Origin of the sequence: Streptosporangium sp. NPDC049644 (assembly GCF_040675205.1) — a bacterium.
Taxonomy (GTDB): Bacteria; Actinomycetota; Actinomycetes; order Streptosporangiales; family Streptosporangiaceae; genus Streptosporangium; species Streptosporangium fukuiense.
Genome location: NZ_JBFAOJ010000096.1, coordinates 1 through 21,627 on the forward strand (window position 1 = coordinate 1; position 21,627 = coordinate 21,627).

Sequence of the window (21,627 nt, forward strand, 5' to 3'; positions counted from 1 at the left end):
GATCGATCTGGCAAACGGGAGAAGATGCAGTTCGCAGGCAGCAAGCGTGCACAGCGAGGAGGAGTCGGCGCCCTCAACTCAAGAACTGTTGCTTACCCTCTTTGGGTGACTCGGCGGGAAAGACGCAGGTCAGGGCGCGGCGCAGGGTAGTGGCGAAGGATTCGGGGTTGCCGGGTTCGAGCCAGTGCCGCCCCGCCACGCGGATGGCGCCGGTGATCGCGGCGGCCGTGACGGCGGGGAACAGGTCGCGCTGGGGGTCGGTGTCGGTGCGGGCCGCGATCGCCTCGGCGAGCGGGCCCTCCGCCATGCTGAACGCCTTCAGCGCCTCGCCTTCCAGCTCGGGCGTTGACATGATCATGCGCAGGCCGGCCCTGTCGGGTTCGGGGTCGGTGTAGAGCTCGATCACGGCCGCGATGACGGCCTGATCGAGTGGTTCACCGGCGGGCCGGGAGCGCAGCGCCTGCCCCGCGCGCCTGGACTGGTCGGCCTGGAAGGCGCAGATCGCCTCTGCCCTGCTGGAGAAGTAGTTGTTGTAGGTGCGAGGTGAGACGCCCGCGGCCGTGGCGATGTCGTGGACACGCACCAGGGCCAGCCCGTTGGGGCCCTGCTCGATGGCCAGGCGTAGCGCGGCGTGGCTGATCGCCTCTCGGGTGGCCTGGCTGTTGCGTGCCCGGAGGTTCATGGCGTCGTCGTTCATGGGTCAACTCTATCCAACGCTGCGTGCCGCGCACTATATGCGTGACACGCAAGTTGTGGATAGAGTGCGACGGAGCACCTGGCACGCACGCCTGGAGGGTGCCGACCACAAGGTGTGTGCCGGGACGGCGAGGTCCGTCGGCGGGTTGGCCGCCCGCCGCCAGACCGTCCGTCGCGGGCGCCGTCCCGGACAGCCCCCAACCAAGAGCAGGAGCAGGAATGACTTCGAAGATGATCGCGTTCGACGAGGACGCCCGACGTGCTCTCGAGCGCGGCATGAACCAGCTCGCCGACGCCGTCAAGGTGACCCTGGGTCCCAAGGGCCGCAACGTCGTGCTGGAGAAGAAGTGGGGAGCTCCCACGATCACCAACGACGGCGTGTCCATCGCCAAGGAGATCGAGCTCCAGGACCCGTGGGAGAAGATCGGCGCCGAGCTGGTCAAGGAGGTCGCCAAGAGGACCGACGACGTCGCCGGCGACGGCACCACCACCGCCACCGTGCTCGCCCAGGCACTGGTACGCGAGGGCCTGCGCAACGTCGCCGCCGGCGCCAACCCGATGTCCCTGAAGAAGGGCATCGAGGCCGCCGTCGAGCAGGTCAGCGAGGAGCTCTCCAAGCTCGCCAAGGAAGTGGAGACCAAGGAGCAGATCGCCTCCACCGCCTCCATCTCCGCCGCCGACCCCGAGATCGGCGCGCTCATCGCCGAGGCGATGGACAAGGTCGGCAAGGAAGGCGTCATCACCGTCGAGGAGAGCAACACCTTCGGCCTGGAGCTCGAACTCACCGAGGGCATGCGCTTCGACAAGGGCTACATCGCCCCGCTCTTCATCACCGACTCCGACCGGCTCGAAGCGGTCCTGGACGATCCATACGTCCTGATCGTGAGCGGCAAGGTCTCCGCCAACAGGGACGTGGTGCCCCTGCTCGACAAGGTCGTGCAGTCCGGCAGGCCACTGCTGGTCATCGCCGAGGACGTCGAGGGCGAGGCCCTGGCCACCTTGATCGTCAACAAGATGAAGGCAGTCTTCCGGTCGGTGGCGGTCAAGGCTCCGGGCTTCGGCGACCGCCGCAGGGCCATGCTGGGCGACATCGCCATCCTGACCGGTGGTCAGGTCATCGCCGAGGAGGTCGGTCTCAAGCTGGAGAACGCCACCCTCGACCTGCTGGGCCGGGCCCGCAAGGTTGTGGTGACCAAGGACGAGACCACGATCGTCGACGGCGCGGGTGACGCCGAGGCCATCTCCGGCCGGGTCGGCGAGATCCGCGCCGAGATCGAGCGTACCGACTCCGACTACGACCGTGAGAAGCTCCAGGAGCGCCTGGCTAAGCTCGCCGGTGGCGTGGCCGTCATCAAGACGGGCGCGGCGACCGAGGTCGAGCTCAAGGAACGCAAGCACCGCATCGAGGACGCCGTTCGCAACGCGAAGGCGGCCGTCGAGGAGGGCGTCGTCCCGGGCGGTGGCGTGGCCCTGCTGCAGGCCGGCGCCGATTCCTTCGACAAGCTCGAACTCGTCGGCGACGAGGCCACCGGCGCCGCCATCGTGCGCAAGGCTCTGGAGGAGCCGCTCAAGCAGATCGCGGTCAACGCCGGCCTCGAGGGCGGCGTCGTGGTGGAGCGGGTCCGCAACCTGCCCCCGGGGGAGGGCCTCAACGCGGCCACGGGTGAGTACGTCAACCTGTTCGAGGCGGGCATCATCGACCCAGCCAAGGTGACGCGCTCGGCGCTGCGGAACGCCGCCTCCATCGCGGCGCTCTTCCTCACCACCGAGGCCGTCATCGCGGAGAAGCCGGAGAGGACCTCGGCCGTCCCCGCCGGCATGCCCGGCGGGGACATGGACTTCTAGCTCTCGTATCTCCCCACCCGCTCGCACACACACGGAGGCTCCTGATGCGTGCCTACGGTGTCACCTACGACACCGGCTTCCTATCTGCCGGAACCACCACCCACGAGCCCTTCGACCCTGACGCGGTACGCCGCGAGATGCAGATCATCCGTGATGAGCTGCACTGCGACGCGGTCCGCATCACCGGAGGAGACCCGGACCGTCTTGAGACCGCCGCACGCCATGCCGCCCGCGCGGGCTTGGAGGTCTGGTATTCGCCGTTCACCAACGGCCTCACCCAAGACGAGCTGATGACGTTCATCGTCGACGGTGCCGAACGGGCCGAACGCCTACGCCAGGAGGGAACTCCCGTCGTATTCCTCACCGGCTCCGAGATCAGCCTGTTCACCAGTGGATTCCTGCCCGGTGACAGCCTGAAGGAGCGGCTTGGTTTGATGGCCGAGCCCGCGCGGCTGCGCGCCGCACTCCCCGAAGTGCCCGCCCGGGTCAACACCTTCCTCACCCGAGCCGCCGCGGCGGTGCGCGAACGGTTCGGCGGTCCGATCAGCTACGCCTCCCTGCCCTTCGAAGGCGTGGACTGGGCTCCGTTCGACATCGTCGCCACCGACGCCGGATATCGCGATGCGACCACCGCGCACGGTTTCCGTGAGAACCTGCGCGCGCAGACCTCGCAGAGCAAGCCGTTCGCCGTCACCGAGTTCGGCTGCACCACCCACCGCGGAGCCGCCGGACTGGGCGCACGCGGCGACTCCATCGTCGAATGGGACGAACACGCCCGCCCTCGCCTGATCACAACCGTCATGCGGGACGAGGAAGAACAAGCCGAATACGTGCGCGAACTCCTCGACATCTACGACGAGGAGGGCACGGACACGGTGTTCGTCAACACGTTCGCCCGCCGTGACCTGCCGACGGCCTCCGAGCCCGGACGGGACTTCGACACCGCCAGTTTCGGCATCGTCAAGATCCTGGAGCACGGCCGCACAGGGACGACCTATCCGGGGCTGCCGTGGGAACCAAAAGCCGCCTTCCACGCCCTGGCCGAATATGGACGCGCCAGGACGGCCGAGACCGAAAGGAGGACCATGACGTGAACGTGGCATTCCTACTGGGAGGTGAGGCAGCTTTGTCGATACGGTTTGCCGGGGAAGTACTGCTGCCACTCCTGGGGAGTGAATCCGCGGCGCGCGATGCCACAGACCGCTCGCGGGAGATCATGCGACAACGCCACATTCCACAACCGCACCGTCTGGTAGGTACCTGAGGCCAGACGTGAGCCGTCCTGGCTGAGGGCCACCGAGTTCACTGGACGTCGTGCCCGGTCAAACAGCACGTGCGGGCTGACTGAGCAGGTCGGCCGTGCCCGCTCGCGCCGTCGATCGGGGAGGACGAGACCGCGAGCGTCCGCCTCACCACCGTCGCCGGTGACGTCTCGGTCGGCCGTCTCAACGGCCCCGCGGAGATCAGCACCGGCGAGGGCGACATCCGCATCGCCGAGGCCGTGCGCGGCACGGTCGTGCTGCGCACCGAGGCCGGCGAGGTGTCGGTCGGCGCCGCCACCGGAGTCTCGGCCTCCCTGGACGCCGGCACCTCCTACGGCCGGATCCACAACGCGCTCAAGAACACCGAAGGCGCCGCCGCCCAGCTCGACATCCACGCGACCACCGCCTATGGCGACATCGTGACCCGCAGCGCTATTCGTCGTCCTCGCCCCGGGGGCTCGGCTGTGGACAGGGGCGCGGCACCGGAGACCGGATCGGCCCGTGAGCGGCCCCGGGTCGGTGACCTGGGGCGATGCGATCCAAGAGACCGGACAGAAGTTCACGCGCTGTCCGGTCTCGCCCGAGACTCGCTCGCAGCGGTCAGCCGGCAGACGGCGGAAGCGGCGGGCGGAGGCGAGGGGTGAGGCCCCAGGAACACGGAGATGACGGTCGTCGAGAAGGCGCTGTCGGCCCAGTCGTACATCTACCAACCGGTGCGTTCCCGGCGCCCTCGCCACCAACCATCGGCCGCCACCTCGGGGCTGTCGGCCGTCATCGGATGCACCTCTGCCAAGGCTCGCCGCAGGATGTTGATCCCGGCGCCCCGAGGTCAGTCAACCGTGATGACGAGCTTTCCGGGCGCGTTGCCCGCCGCCAGGTCACCCACCGCGGTGGAGGCCTCCGCCAGGGAGTACGTGCGCCCGACGGCCGGTCGCACGGCCCCGGCCTCGATGAGGTCGCGCAGCGCGTCCAGGTCGGTGGTGCGGGTCAGCACGATCGGTGCGTCCAGGCGCTGGCGGATGAACGGGGTGATCAGCCGGGCGGCCAGCGGGCGGCCGAGCCCGCCGAACCACCGGCCGCCGCCCTCGCCGCCGACGATGACGAGCCGGCCGCGCTCGGTGAGCAGCCCGCGCAGCAGGGCCAGCGACCGGATGCCCGCGATGTCGATGATCAGATCGTACGTTCCGGTGAGCGGCTCGCGCGTGTAGTCGATGACGGCCTGGGCGCCCAGCGACCGGACGAGGTCGGCCTTGGCTGTGCTGCACACGGCGGTGACGTGGGCGCCGCCGGCGACCGCGAGTTGCGTCGCGAAGCTGCCCACCCCGCCGCCGGCGCCGATTACCAGCACCTTCTCACCGGAGGTGACCTGGCCGACGGCCCGCAACGCGGTCACCCCTGACGCGGGTACGGCCGCCGCTTCGGTGAAGCTCAGGTTGGCGGGCTTGCGGGCGAGCTTGCCCGGGCGGGCGAGCGCGAACTGCGCGTACGTGCCGGTCGCCGCACCGTACACCTCGTCGCCGGGGCGAAACGCGGTCACGTTGGCGCCGACGGACTCCACGACGCCGGCCACGTCCATGCCCGGCACGCGGTTGCGGGGCCGGCGCAGGCCGAAGCCGAGGCGGCCGATGAGCGGCAGCCCGGTCATGACGTGCCACACGCCGTAGTCGACGCCGGCCGCGTGCACCCGGATCAGCACATCGTCGGCGCCGGGCGTCGGGATCGGAACCTCGCCGAGGCTCAGCACATGCGGCGGGCCGTACTCGTCCTGGACGATCGCCTTCATGAGGGGTCTCCTTCGGTGTCGGGATACTGGAAGACGTCGTCGAGTCCGACCCGGAACACCCGGGCGATACGGAACGCCATCTCCAGCGAGGGGGAGTAGCGACCCTGTTCGATCGCGATGATGGTCTGGCGGGTGACGCCGACCCGGTCGGCCAGCTCGGCCTGGGTCATCTCGTCGTGCGCGAACCGCAGGGCCCGGATCGCGTTGGTGACCCGCGTCGGCTTCACCACGTCTGGAAGCCGCCCTTGCGGTACGCCATGATCTTGGCAACCGAGCTGAGCACCGCGGACAGCACGAACGCCAGGTAGACGGCGTTGGCGATCCAGAAGTGGCGCAGCTCGGCGATGGCCATGACCAGTGCGGCGAGCGCGCCGATGACGACGATCGACTGCCCGATGCGCTCACCGACCTGGTTGATCTCACGGTCGCGCTCGTCGGTGCGGTCGGCGCCGTGGCCACCCGCGATGGCCATCGCGATGTTGGCCACGATCGCGGCGACGATGGCGCCACCGATGGTCCACAGCAGGGGTCCAGCGTAGGCGACGTCGGCGAACGGGCCGTCGCCGGCCCGGCCCAGGACGGTCACCACGTAGATCGTGTATGCGCCGAGGGAGACCAGGATCATCACCCAGGCGCGCTTTTCCTCGAAGGCCATGCCCGCTCCTCATGTAAAACAAAGCTGACATCAATCAATGTAAAACACCCCGGACACCGTGTCAAAGTTTATTTACACGCACCGCAGGCCGCACCGGCCGCCCTCACCGGCCCTGTTCTCGTACGGCCGCGGCCAGGTGGCGTGTAGCGCTGAGTAACCGCGCTGTGGACCTCGCTTCCCTGACCTGTTCGTCTCGTTGAGCTGAACGAGTGGCGGCAGGGGGCGGATGCGGCGGGACTGGGAGTCGGAAGACCTGATCGAGGTCTGGGCGCTGCTCGAAGACGACATGCCGCCTGAAGGCGACGGTCCCCTCGGAAGGATCTGATGGCGGCCGGAACCACTCGTGGACCTGATCGAGCAGGCTGGACTGCGACCGGTCGCCGAACTTCGGCTCCCCGCGGATGAGCAGGGCGGGCCGGGTCTGGTCGTCATGGCCGAGCGCCCCACCTGAGGAGCGGGCGCCGGAATGCGGGGCGCGTTCTTGGGCAGGTCTTTGCTGCCGAGGTCAGCCTTGTCCGGACCCCGGCGGGTGTGGAAGTCGTCCAGCGCGGTGAGAGCAGAGTTGACGTGGACACGGCCGCGCTTGGCCCAGCGCTTCACGTTGCGCGGAACTCAGACGGTCCGGCCTCGGGGTGATGGCGTACGTGCCGTACCCGAGCCGCTCCACGGTGAGCGGGTCGGAGAGGATCGGGCGACGGCTGATCACCTCCAGGGCGTCGGCGGCCCGCTGAACGGGCCAGTCCAGTGCCGTGGCGAGGTCGTCCGCGTTGAGCGGCCGGGCGGCGTGCACGAGCGCGGCGATCACCGTCAGCGCGTCGGCCGCGGCGGTGTGGGTGAGGTCGCTGTCGTCCATGTGGTCGCTGATGCGGGCGAAGAACCGGCCCATCTCGCGAAGCCGGGTCCCGGCGGGAGTGTCGGAGCCGAAGATGTGTGTTCCGCGCCGCGCGGCCGCCGCGACCTCGGTGTGCGCTCCGCTGTCGGCTCTCCAGGCGCGGAGCCAGACGTCCTCGCTGATCATGTACCGCTCGCGGCGCCCGCCTGGATCCTGACCGCGTCCCACCAGTTCGATCGATTCGAGGTAGCCGATGGCCTTGGACACCGAGGCCGGGCTGACCTGTAACCGGCGTACGAGGTCGGCGGATGTCAGGCTCCCGGAGTCGGAGGTGAGCAGGCAGACGAACACCCGGGAGGGCATCTGGGGCAGTCCGGTCCCGGCTAGCAGGGTGGCGAACTCTTCCGTGAAGCGGCGTGCCACCTCGCTCTGCCGCTCGTCGGGCTCGGTGGCCTTGGCAGCCCTGCGCCGGCGGGCGCGCCGATCGGAGGCCTGCTGGGCGCGGTCCGCCAGATAGCCTGCCGGCCCCCCGCTGCGCGCGACTTCGCGGGTGACCGTGGACGTGGGCCTGCCGAGCCGCCGGCCCATCTCGGCGTATCCCAGCCCGTCGGCCAGCCAGGTCGCGATCCTCCGGCGATCCTCATGGGTCAGCCTGCCTCCGGGCATCGGCCACGTCTCCTCTTCAGGTGCGTTCACCAACAATACATTGCAATGGAAGAGTGGCGTGAATTGCATTTACCGACAATGTTGTTGCAACGATTCGCCGCTATCCGGCCGTTTTCGTTTGCTTTTAGTTGACGGCATGCGAAACGCAACGTAGCTTTTCCTTGCCTGGAAAGGACACGTCCATGTTGGATATAGCGCGAACACAGGCGCGGGTCTCCGAACTCCTCGCCGAGTACCGGATTCCGAGCGCCGCGATCGGGTTCTTCCATGACGGGGAGATCGTCGACTTCGCCGTCGGCGTCAAGAACGCGGTGACGCGCGAGCCCGCGACGGCCGACACCGTTTACCAGTGCGGTTCCATGACCAAGACCTGGACCGCCCTCGCCTTCATGCAACTCGTCGACGAGGGAAAAGCCGACCTGGACGAGCCGGTGCGGACCTATCTTCCCGGTTTCCGGGTCGCCGACCCCGAGGTCGGTGCCAACGTCACGCCCCGCCATCTCCTGAACCACACGAACGGCATCGAGGAGGCCTACGGCGATCCCGGCCAAGGCGACGATGTGTACGAGCGCATGGTCGCGAATATTGCCGGCGCGCCTCAAGTGCACCCCTTGGGTCACACCCACGGTTACAGCGCGGTCCTGGGTTATGCCATTCTCGCCCGCGTCATGGAGGTGATCGATGGCGAACGGTGGGACGACATCATGCGAGATCGCCTCTTCGATCCGCTGGGACTGACCAGTACCAGCACCTGGCACGCCCGGGTGGACCCGCACCGCGCCGCGACGGGGCATCTGATCCGCTCCCTCGACGAGGGTCCCGTCGTCTCACCACTGACCCATTTGCCGCGGTCTTTCGGCCCCGGGGGCAACATCAGCTCGACGGCGCGGGAGGTGCTCATGATGGCGCACCTCTTCCTCGACGGCGGCAAGGCGCCGAACGGCACCAGAATCGTCTCGGCCGAGGCCGTTCGCGAGATGACGGAATCACGCGTTCCCGTGCCCGATCCGTATTTGTTCGGGCCGGAGTGGGCCCTCGGCCTCATCGTGTGCGACTGGCACGGCGAGACCGTCTACGCGCACGACGGCAGTACCGTCGGCCAGAGCGCGCGCCTGCGAATCCTGCCGGATTCGGGCCTTGCCCTCGTGCTGCTGGCCAACGCCGGGCCGCGGGACGGCTTCTACAGGAAGGTGTTCAACGAAATCCTCCTCGACCTCCGCGCGCCCACGATCCCGGAACTGCCGGAACCCGACCCGACCCTGCCCCTCGACCCGTCAAGGTACGAAGGCGTCTACGAGCGGCCAGGCTCCCGATACACGGTGTCGGCCGAGGATGGAGAACTCCACCTCACCTTCACTGTTAATCCCATGGAGGCGCGACTCGCCGGTAAGCCGGAACGCATCACGTACGAACTGCTTCCGATCAGCGAGACGCATTTCCTGATGCCTTCGACAAGCCCGCTCGAAGATCCCCAGACCGTCGCCGTCTACGACTTCCAACACGGGGTCGCGCAATACCTCCATACCAATTGCCGAGTAAATCCGAGAGTAGATGAGGAGAACACAGGAATGCACGTCATGGCGGTTTCCACGATTTCCGACAACGGCGGATTCTGGGACGCGATGAAGGCGGCGTACGGGCAGCTGCCGAAGGGCGCCAAGTGGACCCTGGCGGTGGCCGGCACCGACGGGACCAAAGCGGTGAACGTCATCGTCCACGACTCGGTCGACAGCGTCAAAACCTTCTTCGAGGAGCACGCCGGCCCCTTCGCCGCAACGGAATACTTCGAAGCCGACGCGGCCAACGCGGTCGGCCTCCCGAAGAAGTAGCCGCTCCTCGCGCCGCCGTTCACCCAAGCTGCGACGGCGGCGCACCATTCGGATCCATGCGACCGTCGTGCCGCTCCTTCCGATTCCCGGAGATGCCCGAGGGGCTATGGCCGCTGAATCCCACGTCGTGACCGCCTACTCCGCAAGACCGAACACCGCGGAGACTCGCCGTGCGAGATCTTCCTCGGTGTCCCCGGAAGCCACTCTGAGCCCGTGGAGGCCCAGATGCCGGGTCTGCTCGCTGAGCCGGTCGGTGAACAGCGCGTCGCGCTGGAGCAGGTTCTGCAGCGCCTGCCGGGGGTCACCGGTCCTGGTGAGGAATCCCCATGCCGGTCCGCCACGGCTGTCGAACACCGCCTGGCGGAACCGGGGAGTCGGCAGCAGCCACACGGCATGGCCCACTTCGGTGAGCAGGGGTTGGACGAGGCCGGGCAGCAGCCGGAACCCCTCGGCGACCACCGGCCGGTCGGCGGGGAGGGCGAGAAGGTCTTCGATGATCAACTTGAATCCTTCGCCGTGGAACCAGTGGAAGGTATCGAGCATCTCGCGCGGACTTCTGGCCACCCAGCGTTCGTCCATGTCCATGGCGGCGAACCTGCTCAGGTAAGGAGCTTGTTCCACGGGCACGCGGCGGGCGTGGTCGGGCATGACCGCGTCGGTATCGTACAGCCGCATCCCATATCGATCGGCGAGACGTCGGGCGACGGTGGATTTTCCGGACCCGCTGCCGCCGCCGATCCAGTAGACGTGGCGCAACCGTTCCCTCCAACCGCTGGGGGAAGCCCCTTCGTGCAGTGCGGAGTGCATTCGTTGGCTCCTGTCGAGTTCCTGCCCGGCGGGCGTCGAGGACGAACACCCGGTGCACGACCGAGCCGGACCCGCCGTTCAGCGCACTGCCGTGACCAGCGGGAGGAACGGAAGGGGGCCGGCCCTGAACGGCCGGGTCACGGCTGGAGGAGGACCTTGATCGCGCGGCGTTCGTCCATGGCCAGGTACCCCTCGGCCGTCTCATCCAGCGGCAGGGACAGGTCGAAGACCTTGCCGGGGTCGATCTCGCGGTTGCAGATCAGCTCGATCAGCTGCGGCAGGTACTGGCGCACCGGCGCGGGACCGCCGTGCAGGTGCACGAGGGACATGAACAGCTCGTCACCGGGCAACGCGACGTTGTGGGCGACGCCGACGAAGCCGACGTGGCCGCCGGGGCGGGTGGAGCGGATGGCCTGCATCATCGACTCCTGGGTGCCGACCGCCTCGACGACCGAGTGGGCGCCGAATCCGCCGGTCATGTCCTTGATCGCCGTGACGCCTTCGTCGCCGCGCTCGATGACGACGTCGGTGGCGCCGAACTGGCGGGCGAGCTGTTGCCGTGGTTCATGGCGGCTCATCGCGATGATCCGTTCGGCGCCGAGCCGCCTGGCGGCCAGCACGGCGCACAGGCCGACGGCGCCGTCGCCGACGACGACGACGGTCTTGCCCGGCCCCGCCGCGGCGGCAACAGCGCCGAACCAGCCGGTGCCGAGCACGTCGGAGGCGGCCAGCAGGCTGGGCACCAAGTCCGCGTCCGGCATGGCGGGGGTGGCGACCAGGGTGCCGTCGGCGAGGGGAACCCGCGCCAGCTGGGCCTGGGTTCCGAGGGTGCCCATGAGCACACGGTGGACGCAGGCGCTCTGGTAGCCCGCCCGGCAGATCTCACAGGTGTTGTCGGAGGCCCAGAACGAGCCGACCACGAACTGCCCCGGCCTGATGGTCGTGACCTGGCCGCCGACCTCCTCCACGATGCCGACGTACTCATGCCCCATCGGGATCGGCCCGTCGAGCTTCTCCACACCCCGGTAGGGCCACAGGTCGGATCCGCAGATACAGGTCGCCGTCAGGCGGATGATCGCGTCGGTCGGCTCGATGATCTCCGGGTCCGGGCGCTGCTCGACACGGACATCACCTGGCGCGTACAGAATCGCTCCACGCATGGCAGACCACCTCATCGTCGCTGAACGTAGCTCATATCTCACTGATTGTGCCTTATGTTGGGTCGGTGGATCGCGGTGAGGTCAGCGAGACGTCCCCGCTGCCTTTGATCCCGCCGATCGCCTGTGTCCAGGAAACCGGCTCCATCCGGCGCAGGTTCGGATGCATGTCGGCGAACAGCAGGCGCACGCCGCCCACAGCCACCGGCCGGCGCCGCATCAGCGTCTGGGAGCGGCAGTCGAACACAGCTTGCTGATACCCCTGAGACGGGACGGCGTGGAGGCCTCCTACAGTGGGTGCTTGTGCTTTACGGCAGATCTGCGGAAATCAGCGCACTCGACGAGGTGATCACGCGGGCTTGCGACGGTTTCGGCGGCGCGGTGGTGCTACGGGGCGAGGCAGGCGCGGGCAAGACCGCCTTGCTCGAGGCGGCGGCCGCGCGTGGTGGTGCGATGCGGGTGTTGCGGACCACCGGCGTTGAGTCCGAGTCCGACCTCGCGTTCGCGGCGCTGCACCAGGTGCTGTGGCCGGTGGCCGGCCTGCTCGACACGCTGCCCGAGCCGCAGCGCGACGCCGTGCGCGCGGCCCTGGGGCTTGCCGCGGGCAGTGCCGGCGATCGGTTCCTGGTGGGGGCCGGTGTGCTCTCGCTGCTGGCCGAGGCGGCCGCGCTGGACGGGCTGATCTGCGTGGTCGACGACTTTCAGTGGATCGACCGGGCCTCGGCCGATGCGCTGCTGTTCGCCGCCAGGCGGTTGGGGACGGAACGGATCGCGATGCTGCTCGCCGTCCGCGGAGACGTGCCCGTCAAGGGCGTGTCGCTGACGGTGGACGTGCGCGGCCTGCCCGAGTCCGCCGCAGCCGAACTGCTGGAGTCCCGCCACGGTACGCTGCCCGCCCCGGTGAAACGGGAGCTCACCACACTGACCGGCGCGAACCCGCTCGCCCTGGGTGAGATCGCAGCCTGTCTGACGCCCGCGCAGCTCGCCGGGCGCGACCCGCTGCCCGACCCGCTGCCCGGCGGAGCCCGGCTCTTCGGCGACCGGGTGACCGGGTTGTCGGCCCCTGCCCGGCTGGTCGCCCTGGTCGCCGCCGTCGAGGCCGACCTCGGCCTGGTCTTGCGCGCCACCGACCGGCTGTTCGCCGAGCAACCGGTACGCCCCGGCGCGAACGCGGCCCGATCGGCCTCAACCGGGCCCGGGACGGAGGCCGGGGCCGGGCGGGTGGCGTTGGCCGAGCTGGAGGACACCGGGCTGGCCGAGGTGTCGGGCACGAGCGTGCGCTTCCGTCATCCGCTCATCCGATCCGCGATCCACGAGGCGGCCGCCCCCGCCGACATCCGCCGCGCGCACGCCGTCCTGGCGGAGCTGACGGCGGGAGACCGTCGCGCCTGGCACCTGGCCGGAGCCGCCCTGGGCCAGGTCGAGCAGGTCGCCGTTGCGCTGGTGGCCGCCGCGGAGCGGGCGCGCGACCGCGGCGGATACGGCGACGCGGCCAGCGCCCTGGCCAGGGCCGCCGAGTTGACCTCCGAGCCGCGCGCCCGTGCAGTCCGTCTGAAGGACGCCGCCGTCGCGGCCTGGCTCGGCGGCCGCCCGGGACAGGCGGAGTCGCTGCTGGCCGAGGCGCGCGAGCGGGCCGACGGGGACGCCACCCTCGCCATGGAGATCGCCCGGCTCCGGGGCCGGTTCGAACTGAACTCGGGCAACGCCGCCGAGGCCGTACGGATCCTGGCGGCGGGCGACAGCTTGGAAATGCTGGCCGATGCCGTGGAGGCGGCCTCGTACGTCGGTGACACGGCGGCCATCGCCGAGCTCGGCCGGCGGGCGGTCGCGCACCCCGAGGGGTTCTTGCGGGACACGGTGGCCGGGATCGGCCTGACACTGGACGGCGACGCCGCCGGACCGGGCCTGCTGCGGCGGGCGCTGGCGCGGGTCGATGAGCTGGAGGACGCGACGGGATACCTGTGGGCGACGGCCGCGGCCAGCGCTCTGGGCGAGTCGGATCTGGCCACCGAGATGGCCGAGCGGGCCGGGCGGGTGGCCAGGGTCTCGGGGATGACCGGGCAGCTGCCCGTCGTACTGGAGTTCGTGGCGACCGCCGAGCGCATCGCCGGTCGGCTGGCGCGCAGCCAGGCCGTCTCCGAGGAGGGCCTGGCGCTGGCGCGGGAAGCCGGGTACGAGAACACGGTGGCCGCGCACCTGGCCAACCTGGCGCTGCTGGCGGCGCTGCGCGGCGAGGAGGAGTCCTGCGAGCGGCAGGCCCGCGAGGCGCTGGCCATCGCCATCCCGCACCGGGTGGGATTGCGCGTGGGGACGGCCGCGTACGCGCTGGCGCTGCTCGACCTGTGTCTGGGCCGCTACGTGGCGGCACGCGACCGTTTCACGGCCATCGCCGCGGCGGGGTCGGGCGCCGGGCATCCGACCGTGGTGTGGCGGACCGGGCCCGACCGCGTCGAGGCCGCCGTGGGCGCGGGCGACGAGGCGGGCGCGCGGGCGGCGCTGGTCGCGTACGAGCAGGGGGCCGCGCACGCCGCGACGCCCGAGTCGCGTGCGCTGCTGGCCCGCTGCCGGGGCCTGGCCGACTCCTCCGAGGACGCCTTCGGCGAGGCGCTGCGGCTGCACACCAACCCGTTCGAGGCGGCCAGGACGGCCCTGCTGCTGGGGGAGCGCCTGCGCCGCGCGCAGCGGCCGGGCGAGGCGCGGGCGCACCTGCGGATGGCGTGGGAGACGTTCGAGCGGGCGGGCGCACGGCTGTGGGCGCGGCGCGCGCAGGACGAGTTGCGGGCGGCGGGGGAGAGCGGGCAGGCCCCACCGGCGGACGTGCTGGACACGCTGACCCCGCAGGAGCTGCGCATCGCGGGCCTGGTCGCCGACGGGTTGTCGAGCAAGCAGATCGCTGTCCAGCTCTTCCTGAGCCCGCGCACGGTCGAGTACCACCTGTACAAGATCTATCCGAAACTGGGCATCAGCTCCCGTACGGATCTGGCTCGACTAGTAGTTCTACAGAAGGCACCCGTAGCCGAAGACGACATGCTCTGAGACATGCAGAACATAGACATCTGGAGCGAAGAGTTCGGCGCCGAGACGGACGCGCCGATCCTGTTGATCATGGGGTCGATGTCGCAGGGCATCCTGTGGCCGGACGAGTTCATCGGCCGCCTGACCGCCGGAGGCCGCCGGGTGATCCGGTACGACCACCGTGACACCGGCATGTCCGGCACCGTCGACTTCGCTACCGAGCCGTACACGTGGGACGACATCAAGAGCGACGTCTACCGCGTGATGGACGCCCACGGCCTGGAGAGCGCGCACCTGGTCGGTCACTCGGCGGGCGGGCTGCTCGGTCAGCTCATCGCCGTGGAGCGGCCGGAGCGGGTGCGCTCGCTGACCGTCGTCGCCTCCTCGCCGCTCGGCGGCGGCGAGGGCCAGGTGCTCATGCGGGCCCTGACGGGGCAGCCGCAGCCCGAAGGCGGTCTGCCTGAGCCGGCGCCGGAGTTCGTGGCCTTCTACCGCGCGCTGATGGCCGCCCCGCCGCCGCAGGACCGGCGTGCGCTGATCGACGGCATGATCGCCGAGCAGCGGGTGCTGCACGGCACCGGACTGCCGTTCGACGAGGACGCGGCACGCCGGCTGCAGGAGCGCATCTACGACCGGGCCCGCGACCTGTCGGCGGTGGCCAACCACCGGCTGGCCGCAGCGGCCGACCCCGACTTCGAGCCGGTGGGCGTGCTGCACCGGGTGCAGGCGCCCACGCTGGTCATCGAGGGCAGCCACGAGCCGGTCAAACCGGGTCACGGCGCGGTCATCGCCGAGCGGATCCCGGGAGCACGGCTGATGATCGTGGCGGGCATGGGGCACACGCTGCCGCCGGAGACACATGAGGAACTGAGCGGCGCCATCCTCGCGCACACAGCCGAGTGACGTGCGTTCTTGCCAATATCTCCTCTTCAAGCGTTCAGGAAAACCTGTGCTCGATTCCTCCTTCCCTGCCATCGAGGTGGCGGACCTCACCCAGCGCTTCGGTGCCGTGCTCGCCGTCGACCGGCTCAGCCTGAGCATCCCGCCGGGGATGTTCTACGGCATCGTGGGTCCCAACGGCGCCGGTAAGACCACCACCCTGACGGCCGTGTGCGGGCTGCGGCGGCCGACCTCGGGCACGGTCAGGATCGCCGGGTACGACCTGCGGACCGAGCGGGAGGCCGCGCTCGCCCAGCTCGGCGTCATGATGGACGGGCTGTCCCTGCCCGAGCGGCTGACCGCCACCGAGGTCCTGCGCTACAGCGCCGGGCTGCGCGGCCTGGACGACGGCTGGCGGGCCCGCGCGCGTGACCTGCTGGAGATCCTGGGGCTGGGCGCGGTCCAGCGCACACTGATCGTGGAGTACTCCACGGGCATGCGCAAGAAGATCGGTCTGGCACTGGCACTGCTGCACCGGCCTCGGGTGCTGGTGCTGGACGAGCCGTTCGAGGCGATCGACCCGGTCTCGGCCCGCTCCATCGAGCAGGTGCTGAAGCAGTACGTCGACGTCGGCGGCACGGTCGTTCTGTCGAGTCACATTATGGACTTCGTCGAGCGCAACTGTCGCCGGGTGGCGGTGGTGGCCGGTGGCCGGATGCTGGTCGAGGGAGCGACGGAGGAGGTGGCCGCGGGCGCGACGCTGAACGAGCGGTTCGTCGAGCTGGTGGGCGCCGACCCGGTGCGTCCGCTGGAGTGGCTGGCATGACGGGCACCCTGTTCGCGCTCAAGCTGCGGCTGTTCCGCAACGGCCCGCACAACGAGCGCGCCTTCAGCCTTGTCCCCGGGCTGGTCCTGGCCGCCCTGGTGATCGTGGCAGCCTCCTTGGCCTCCCGCGGCCTCATCGGTGAAGGCTGGATCGCGGTAGTGCTCACGGTGTGGGGCGGCATGTGGCTGTTCGGTCCGCTGGCCCAGCCCCGCCACGACCCGTCCGTCATCTCACGCGAATGGCTGCGCGGCTACCCGGTGCGGCCGTGGCGGCTGGCACGGGCCCTGTCGTGGACCGAACTGCTGGGCGTTGGCCCGCTGATCACGCTGGCGTGCCTGCTGTCGTTGGTGGTGCTGGCGGCACCGGGTGGTCCGGTGGCGACGGCGATCGCCGTCGTGGCCGTGATGGCCCAGCTTTACCTGCTGGTCTGGGCTGGTAAGAAGGTGGCGGCGCTGGCGGCCCGGCTGCTGCAGACCCCGGCCGGGACGACACTGGCCGCCGCACAGACCGCGATCATGCTCGCGCTGTCGTTCGCCGGATGGGTGCCGGTCGCGGCCTGGCTGCTGCCGCGTCTGGGGGAGGGGGGCACCAACCTGGTCACCCCCACCCTCGGATGGCTTCCCGCGCCGATGATCGACGTGCTCGCCGCCCTGCCCACCGGCTGGGGGTACGGCGCGACGGTCGCCGCCCGCGACGGCGCCGGTGCGATCCTGCTGCCGCTTGCGGCCCTGTTGAGCGTGGGTGCCTTGCTGCAGCTGAGCTGGATCGCGCTGACGGCCCGCGCCCTGCGCCGGCCGCTCCGCCAGGCGAGGCCGCGGCGGCCGGCGGTACCAGGGCGGCAGATGTCTGTGCCGTTCGCGACATCGCAGGTGTCTGCGGTCGTCGGGCGCGATCTGGCCACCTGGCTGCGTGACCCGGCGCGCGGTGTGGAACTGCGCAGTGCCTGGCTGACACCGTTGCTGATGGCGCTCATCATCGCCCTCAGCGGCTGGAGCTGGGCATTGCCCCTGATGGGCCCCGCCGCGGCGGTGTTCGGCGCGATGGTCGCGATCAACACCTACGCCCTGGACGGCACGGCCCTGTGGCTGCTGCTCACCACACCTGGCGCCCTCAAGGCCGATGTACGCGGGCGGATGGCGGCGTGGGCGCTGCTGTTCGGTGTGCCGTCCATCGCGCTGGCGGCCGCGTTGCAGGCCGCGACCGGCTCGCCCCTGGGAGCTGCCGCCGTGGGCGGCGCCATCGCCGCGGCGGCGGCAGGCTGCGCTCTGGCGCCGCTGCTCGCGCTCGTGATGCCGGCCGTGGGTGTCGATGCCCGCGAGCGCGTCTACCAGGGCCAGCAGGCGGGCGATGCGACCGGCGGGCAGATGACGATCTTCCCGGCGACCTTGCTGGCCGCCGTCCTGCCAGGCGGTGTCGGCGTGGTCACCGGAGGCCCGTGGTGGGTGACCGTGCTGGCGGCCGTGTCGCAGGCCGCCGCCTTCCTGTCCATAACCCCTGCGCTCACCCTGCGCCTGCTCCAGCGGCGCGGCACCGCCCTCCTCGATGCGATGACCGCACGCGACGCCGCCGTCCTCCGCTCGTCCGCCCACAAGGCAGAACGCCGGAACCCTCCGATTGATAACTGATCGCATCCTGGGCACACACCATCCCCGTCCAAGGATTCTAAACACCGCCGGTTCTGGTTCGGGTGCATCGGTGCCCGGTGGGCCCGAATGGCGTATCAGTTTGAGTATGCTTCGGGATGGGTGTGCCCACCTTGCATGGTTGTGCCCGTGGAGTTCTTAAGTGATGAGCGGGTGTCCGCGCACGGCCGGCCCGCCGTCGCGAGTCGAGCTGGAGCGGTACTTCTTCCTGCGGCATCCTCATGCCTTGAGGAGCCGTGGCTTTGTCCGTGAGTTGTGAGAGCATGTGCCGCTCGGCGGGCGTTCGATAGATTGCCCGCCATGACCGAGCTTGGGCCCGTCACCTGGCCATCTGCCCCGATCAGGACCGAGCGGCTCGTGCTGCGTGAGTCCGAGGCCCGGGACCGTGCGGCGTTCATCGAGCTGTTCGCCTCGCCGGAGGTGGGCACCTACCTCGGTGGCCCTCGACCGCGTGACGAACTCGAACACGCGGTGCCTGAGGTGCCCGGGCGGCGCCCTGGTTTTTTCGTGATCGATCTCGACGGAGCGATGATCGGCATGATCACGCTCGATCGGCGCGATGTAGAGCGTCCGGGGCACGTCCGTCCGGATGCCGAGCTCGGCTACATGTTCCTGCCGGAGGCGTGGGGATGCGGGTACGCCGCCGAGGCGTGCGCGGCGGCACTCGGCTGGTTCGCCGACGCACTTCCTGGCGAGCCGGTGGTGCTCTGCACCCAGACCGCCAACGACCGCGCGATGCGCCTCGCGGCGAAGCTGGGGTTCACCGAGGTGGAGCGGTTCGAGGAGTACGGCGCCGAGCAATGGCTCGGCGTGTGGTCCTCGGTCACGCCGTCCGGTTGAGCCCGTGCTCGGAAGGGCGGGTGCTGCCAAGATTGGGAGCGAGTTGCCCAGGAACGCGACGGGCAGGGTCCGCAAGAAGCTGCTCGTCGCCACGGTGGGACAGACCGCACACAGGTTCTCAGCTGGTGGCGCCCCAGGTGAGAGAGAGGCCGGTGGCGGCGCGTTCGGTGCGGATCTCCATCATGCTGCCGAGGATGGTGGCATGGTCGGACACCACAGGCGTGGCGTCGAGCGTGTAGGTGATCCGGGTGCTGACGAGCACCGGGCTGCCCTGCGGCTCGTGGAGGTGGCGGGCGGCGGCGGGGTCGAGCAAACCGGGCCGGACCACCTCGGACGCCCGGGCGACCGTCACTCCCGCGTCGGCGAGGGCCGTGTAGAGGGAGATGGTGGTGAAGTCGCGGTCGCGGATCTGGTCGGCCATCGGCCGGCGGACCCAGGACACCTGGTGTACGGCGGGGCGTCCGGCGAACTCGCGGACCCGCTCCAGCCGCAGGGCGGTGTCGCCGGGACGCAGCCGCAGCTCCGCGACGATCCGGGCGGGGACCCGGCGCACCGCCCGCCCGGCCACCGCGGTGCGCACGTCGTGGCCCTGTTTACGCAGGTCGTCGACCAGGCTGCGGAGCGAGTCGAGCTGGTACGCCAGGTGGGGCGGGGCGACGAACGTGCCCCTGCCGGGCTGCTGCACGATCAGCCTCTCGTCGCTGAGCTCCCGCAACGCCTGGCGCAGCGTCATGAGGGTCACCCCGTAGGAGGCGCTCAGCTCTCGTTGCGGCGGCAGGGCCTCACCGGGGGCGTAGTGCCCCGACCGGATCTTCGCGGCGAGGTCGGCGGCGATGGCGCGGTATCTCGCCTCGTGCCCGGCGTCGGGGGTCATCGTGGTCGGTCACACTCCTGGTCGAGGGCTTGCCGCAGGGTCGTGAGGAAGGCCCGCAGGTCGTCCGGCCCAGCCCCGTCGAGCACCCGCCGCATGACTGCGGCGCCGACCACCACGCCGTCGGCGTGCCGGCGGGCTTCGCGTGCCTGGTCCGGGGTGGAAATGCCAAATCCTAGCAAGACCGGCCGGTCGGTGGCGCGCCTGATCCGCTCGGTGAGCTCCGCCGCCGAAGCGGCGAGGGCGGTCCGCTCACCGGTGGTGCCCATCACCGACACCGCGTAGACGAATCCGCGGCTGTGGTGTGCGATCTCCGCCAGCCGCGGCTGCGGCGTGGACGGCGACGCCAGCAGGGCCGGCTCGATCCCGGCGGCGGCGGCCACGGCCGTCAGCTCGTCCGCCTCGTGCACCGGCAGGTCGGGCACGATCAGGCCGCCGACGCCGGCCCGGCGCAGCGCGGCACAGAACGTCTCGGGGCCGTCGTGCAGCACCAGGTTGTAGTAGGTGCTGACGACCAGCGGTACGCCCAGGTCCGGCATGCCGGACAGGTCGGCGAGGATCCGGCGGGTGCTCGCCCCCCGGGCCAGTGCCGTGTCACTGGCCTGCTGGATGGTGACACCGTCCAGCGTGGGGTCGGAGAAGGGCAGGCCGACCTCGATCGCGTCCGCCCCGGCGGCGGCGAAGGCCCGCAGGTAGTCCGTCCAGCCGGGCGTGATCCCCCCGGTGACGTACGGCATGAGCAGGCCGCGGCCGGTGTCCCGGCGGGCACGCAGGTGGCCTTCGACCGCGCCCGCGGCCAGGGTGGGGTTCGTCACAGCAGCTCCTTCAGGGTTGAGACGTCCTTGTCGCCCCGGCCGGACAACGTCATCAGCACCGTCGATCCTGCGGACAGTTCGCCGCCGCCCGCCGCGCGGATCACCCAGGCGAGGGCGTGCGCCGATTCGAGCGCCGGGACGATGCCTTCGGCACGCGCCAGCCGTACCGCCGCGCGAACCGCCTCGTCGTCGGTCACCGTGACGTAGCGGGCCCGGCCCAGGTCGCGCAGGTGGGCGTGCTCCGGGCCGACTCCCGGGTAGTCGAGCCCGGCGGCGATGGAGTGCGCCTGGGTGATCTGCCCGTCGTCGTCCTGCAGGAACAGCGAGCGGCAGCCGTGCAGGACGCCGAGCCGGCCGCGGGCCGCCCCGGCGCCGCCCTCCGCTTCGACACCGACCAGGCGCGCCGGGGTGTCGGCGAATCCGGCGAACGTGCCGGCCGCGTTGGAGCCGCCGCCGACGCACGCGACCACGTAGTCCGGAACGCTGGTCCGCAACTCGGCGGCGCACTGCCCGCGGGCCTCGTCGCCGATGATCCGCTGGAACTCCCTGACCATCCACGGGTACGGATCCGGCCCGATGACCGAGCCGATGCAGTAGTGGGAGTCGCCCGTCGCGCCCACCCAGTGCCGCATGGCCTCGCTGGTCGCGTCCTTGAGGGTACGGCTGCCCGTGATCACCGGGACCACCTCGGCGCCCAGCATGCGCATCCGGAAGACGTTCAGCGCCTGCCGCTCGATGTCGCGCTCGCCCATGAACACCGTGGCCTCCAGCCCGAGCAACGCGGCGGCGGTCGCGGTGGCCACCCCGTGCTGGCCCGCTCCCGTCTCGGCGATCAGCCTGCGTCGTCTCATCCGGGTGGCCAGCAGGGCCTGGCCCAACACATTGTTGATCTTGTGGGATCCGGTGTGGGTGAGATCCTCGCGCTTGAGGTACAGCTGCACGCCCAGCGCCTCCGACAGCCGGCGGGCCGGCGTGAGCGGGGTCGGCCGCCCGGCGTGCACGGCGAGCAGCCGTGCCAGGGCGCCGCGGAACCCCGGATCCGCCCAGGCTCCCCGGAACGCCTCGTCCACCTCGCGGCACGCCTCCACCAGGGACTCCGGCGCGTACCGTCCGCCGTACTCGCCGAATCGGCCCCGCGCTCGGGGCTCGCTCATCGTCCCATCCGGCGGGACCGGCTCACGCCACGGCAACACGTCTCGCACGCCA

19 protein-coding genes and 1 pseudogene are annotated in these 21,627 nt (G+C 70.4%); 9 read left to right on the forward strand and 11 right to left on the reverse strand.

Annotation, left to right across the window (positions count from 1 at the left end):
- Positions 1 to 73 precede the first annotated feature (73 nt).
- Positions 74 to 697, reverse strand: coding sequence for a TetR family transcriptional regulator (locus AB0J58_RS35910; protein ID WP_364224272.1), 624 nt, complete (start codon positions 695 to 697; stop codon positions 74 to 76).
- A 218-nt stretch (positions 698 to 915) separates the two neighbouring features.
- On the opposite strand from AB0J58_RS35910, the gene groL reads away from it, so the two are divergent.
- The 3 genes and pseudogenes from groL to AB0J58_RS35925 all read left to right on the forward strand — a co-directional run.
- The gene (gene groL, locus AB0J58_RS35915) at positions 916 to 2,541 is read left to right on the forward strand and encodes a chaperonin GroEL (protein WP_364224274.1); all 1,626 of its coding nucleotides are present in this window, start codon (positions 916 to 918) and stop codon (positions 2,539 to 2,541) included.
- 44 nt (positions 2,542 to 2,585) lie between these two features.
- Positions 2,586 to 3,635, forward strand: a complete 1,050-nt coding sequence (locus AB0J58_RS35920) for a hypothetical protein (RefSeq protein WP_364224276.1) — start codon at positions 2,586 to 2,588, stop codon at positions 3,633 to 3,635.
- Positions 3,636 to 3,928: 293 nt separating this feature from the next.
- Positions 3,929 to 4,222, forward strand: a pseudogene (locus AB0J58_RS35925) (DUF4097 family beta strand repeat-containing protein); the annotation flags it as partial.
- A gap of 410 nt (positions 4,223 to 4,632) precedes the next feature.
- Here the strand turns inward: AB0J58_RS35925 and AB0J58_RS35930 are convergent.
- The 4 genes from AB0J58_RS35930 to AB0J58_RS35945 all read right to left on the reverse strand — a co-directional run bounded on the left by AB0J58_RS35930 (position 4,633) and on the right by AB0J58_RS35945 (position 7,769).
- A complete protein-coding gene (locus AB0J58_RS35930) occupies positions 4,633 to 5,586 on the reverse strand; it encodes an NAD(P)-dependent alcohol dehydrogenase (RefSeq protein WP_364224278.1) in 954 nt (317 codons plus the stop codon).
- Positions 5,583 to 5,786, reverse strand: coding sequence for a helix-turn-helix transcriptional regulator (locus AB0J58_RS35935; RefSeq protein WP_281048031.1), 204 nt, complete (start codon positions 5,784 to 5,786; stop codon positions 5,583 to 5,585). The genes AB0J58_RS35930 and AB0J58_RS35935 overlap by 4 nt, the downstream gene beginning before the upstream one ends.
- Positions 5,787 to 5,809: 23 nt before the next feature.
- Positions 5,810 to 6,241, reverse strand: a complete 432-nt coding sequence (locus tag AB0J58_RS35940; RefSeq protein WP_364224280.1) for a hypothetical protein — start codon at positions 6,239 to 6,241, stop codon at positions 5,810 to 5,812.
- A gap of 505 nt (positions 6,242 to 6,746) precedes the next feature.
- A complete protein-coding gene (locus tag AB0J58_RS35945; RefSeq protein ID WP_364224282.1) occupies positions 6,747 to 7,769 on the reverse strand; it encodes a helix-turn-helix domain-containing protein in 1,023 nt (340 codons plus the stop codon).
- A gap of 152 nt (positions 7,770 to 7,921) precedes the next feature.
- Between AB0J58_RS35945 and AB0J58_RS35950 the strand changes: the two genes are divergently transcribed.
- The gene (locus tag AB0J58_RS35950; RefSeq protein ID WP_364224284.1) at positions 7,922 to 9,568 is read left to right on the forward strand and encodes a serine hydrolase; all 1,647 of its coding nucleotides are present in this window, start codon (positions 7,922 to 7,924) and stop codon (positions 9,566 to 9,568) included.
- Positions 9,569 to 9,703: 135 nt separating this feature from the next.
- On the opposite strand, the gene AB0J58_RS35955 is transcribed toward AB0J58_RS35950, so the two are convergent.
- The 3 genes from AB0J58_RS35955 to AB0J58_RS35965 form a co-directional block, all read right to left on the reverse strand.
- Entirely contained in the window at positions 9,704 to 10,375 is a 672-nt protein-coding gene (locus tag AB0J58_RS35955; protein ID WP_364224286.1) for a shikimate kinase, read from the reverse strand.
- A 137-nt stretch (positions 10,376 to 10,512) separates the two neighbouring features.
- Positions 10,513 to 11,535, reverse strand: coding sequence for a zinc-dependent alcohol dehydrogenase family protein (locus AB0J58_RS35960; protein WP_364224288.1), 1,023 nt, complete (start codon positions 11,533 to 11,535; stop codon positions 10,513 to 10,515).
- A 52-nt stretch (positions 11,536 to 11,587) separates the two neighbouring features.
- Positions 11,588 to 11,779 (reverse strand): hypothetical protein, encoded by a 192-nt coding sequence (locus AB0J58_RS35965; RefSeq protein WP_364224290.1) that lies wholly within the window; start codon positions 11,777 to 11,779, stop codon positions 11,588 to 11,590.
- Between the two features lie 98 nt (positions 11,780 to 11,877).
- Between AB0J58_RS35965 and AB0J58_RS35970 the strand changes: the two genes are divergently transcribed.
- The 5 genes from AB0J58_RS35970 to AB0J58_RS35990 all read left to right on the forward strand — a co-directional run bounded on the left by AB0J58_RS35970 (position 11,878) and on the right by AB0J58_RS35990 (position 18,735).
- Positions 11,878 to 14,568: a LuxR C-terminal-related transcriptional regulator gene (locus tag AB0J58_RS35970; protein WP_364224292.1), complete on the forward strand. Its 2,691-nt coding sequence runs from the start codon at positions 11,878 to 11,880 to the stop codon at positions 14,566 to 14,568.
- A 3-nt stretch (positions 14,569 to 14,571) separates the two neighbouring features.
- Positions 14,572 to 15,450: an alpha/beta fold hydrolase gene (locus tag AB0J58_RS35975; RefSeq protein ID WP_364224294.1), complete on the forward strand. Its 879-nt coding sequence runs from the start codon at positions 14,572 to 14,574 to the stop codon at positions 15,448 to 15,450.
- 46 nt (positions 15,451 to 15,496) lie between these two features.
- A complete protein-coding gene (locus AB0J58_RS35980; RefSeq protein ID WP_364224296.1) occupies positions 15,497 to 16,252 on the forward strand; it encodes an ABC transporter ATP-binding protein in 756 nt (251 codons plus the stop codon).
- Positions 16,249 to 17,877 (forward strand): hypothetical protein, encoded by a 1,629-nt coding sequence (locus AB0J58_RS35985; protein ID WP_364224298.1) that lies wholly within the window; start codon positions 16,249 to 16,251, stop codon positions 17,875 to 17,877. The genes AB0J58_RS35980 and AB0J58_RS35985 overlap by 4 nt, the downstream gene beginning before the upstream one ends.
- Before the next feature lie 318 nt (positions 17,878 to 18,195).
- Positions 18,196 to 18,735 carry a GNAT family N-acetyltransferase gene (locus AB0J58_RS35990; RefSeq protein ID WP_364224300.1) on the forward strand — a complete coding sequence of 180 codons (540 nt, stop codon included), beginning with the start codon at positions 18,196 to 18,198 and terminating at the stop codon, positions 18,733 to 18,735.
- A gap of 118 nt (positions 18,736 to 18,853) precedes the next feature.
- On the opposite strand, the gene AB0J58_RS35995 is transcribed toward AB0J58_RS35990, so the two are convergent.
- The 3 genes from AB0J58_RS35995 to trpB are packed head-to-tail and all read right to left on the reverse strand — an operon-like array spanning position 18,854 to position 21,575.
- Positions 18,854 to 19,609, reverse strand: a complete 756-nt coding sequence (locus AB0J58_RS35995) for a GntR family transcriptional regulator (protein WP_364224302.1) — start codon at positions 19,607 to 19,609, stop codon at positions 18,854 to 18,856.
- A complete protein-coding gene (trpA, locus tag AB0J58_RS36000) occupies positions 19,606 to 20,421 on the reverse strand; it encodes a tryptophan synthase subunit alpha (RefSeq protein WP_364224304.1) in 816 nt (271 codons plus the stop codon). Before trpA ends, AB0J58_RS35995 begins: the two co-directional genes overlap by 4 nt.
- The gene (gene trpB, locus AB0J58_RS36005; protein WP_364224306.1) at positions 20,418 to 21,575 is read right to left on the reverse strand and encodes a tryptophan synthase subunit beta; all 1,158 of its coding nucleotides are present in this window, start codon (positions 21,573 to 21,575) and stop codon (positions 20,418 to 20,420) included. The genes trpA and trpB overlap by 4 nt, the downstream gene beginning before the upstream one ends.
- Positions 21,576 to 21,627 lie beyond the last annotated feature (52 nt).

Bases quoted from the DNA above. Each gene is read 5' to 3' on its own strand.
- groL (WP_364224274.1), top strand. From the start codon at position 916: ATGACTTCGAAGATGATCGCGTTCGACGAGGACGCCCGACGTGCTCTC.
- AB0J58_RS35950 (WP_364224284.1), top strand. From the start codon at position 7,922: ATGTTGGATATAGCGCGAACACAGGCGCGGGTCTCCGAACTCCTCGCC.
- AB0J58_RS35995 (WP_364224302.1), bottom strand. From the start codon at position 19,609: ATGACCCCCGACGCCGGGCACGAGGCGAGATACCGCGCCATCGCCGCC.
- trpB (WP_364224306.1), bottom strand. From the start codon at position 21,575: ATGAGCGAGCCCCGAGCGCGGGGCCGATTCGGCGAGTACGGCGGACGG.
- AB0J58_RS35930 (WP_364224278.1), bottom strand. From the start codon at position 5,586: ATGAAGGCGATCGTCCAGGACGAGTACGGCCCGCCGCATGTGCTGAGC.
- AB0J58_RS35920 (WP_364224276.1), top strand. From the start codon at position 2,586: ATGCGTGCCTACGGTGTCACCTACGACACCGGCTTCCTATCTGCCGGA.
- AB0J58_RS35955 (WP_364224286.1), bottom strand. From the start codon at position 10,375: ATGCACTCCGCACTGCACGAAGGGGCTTCCCCCAGCGGTTGGAGGGAA.
- AB0J58_RS35960 (WP_364224288.1), bottom strand. From the start codon at position 11,535: ATGCGTGGAGCGATTCTGTACGCGCCAGGTGATGTCCGTGTCGAGCAG.
- AB0J58_RS35985 (WP_364224298.1), top strand. From the start codon at position 16,249: ATGACGGGCACCCTGTTCGCGCTCAAGCTGCGGCTGTTCCGCAACGGC.
- AB0J58_RS35940 (WP_364224280.1), bottom strand. From the start codon at position 6,241: ATGGCCTTCGAGGAAAAGCGCGCCTGGGTGATGATCCTGGTCTCCCTC.
- AB0J58_RS35910 (WP_364224272.1), bottom strand. From the start codon at position 697: ATGAACGACGACGCCATGAACCTCCGGGCACGCAACAGCCAGGCCACC.
- AB0J58_RS35990 (WP_364224300.1), top strand. From the start codon at position 18,196: ATGACCGAGCTTGGGCCCGTCACCTGGCCATCTGCCCCGATCAGGACC.
- AB0J58_RS35975 (WP_364224294.1), top strand. From the start codon at position 14,572: ATGCAGAACATAGACATCTGGAGCGAAGAGTTCGGCGCCGAGACGGAC.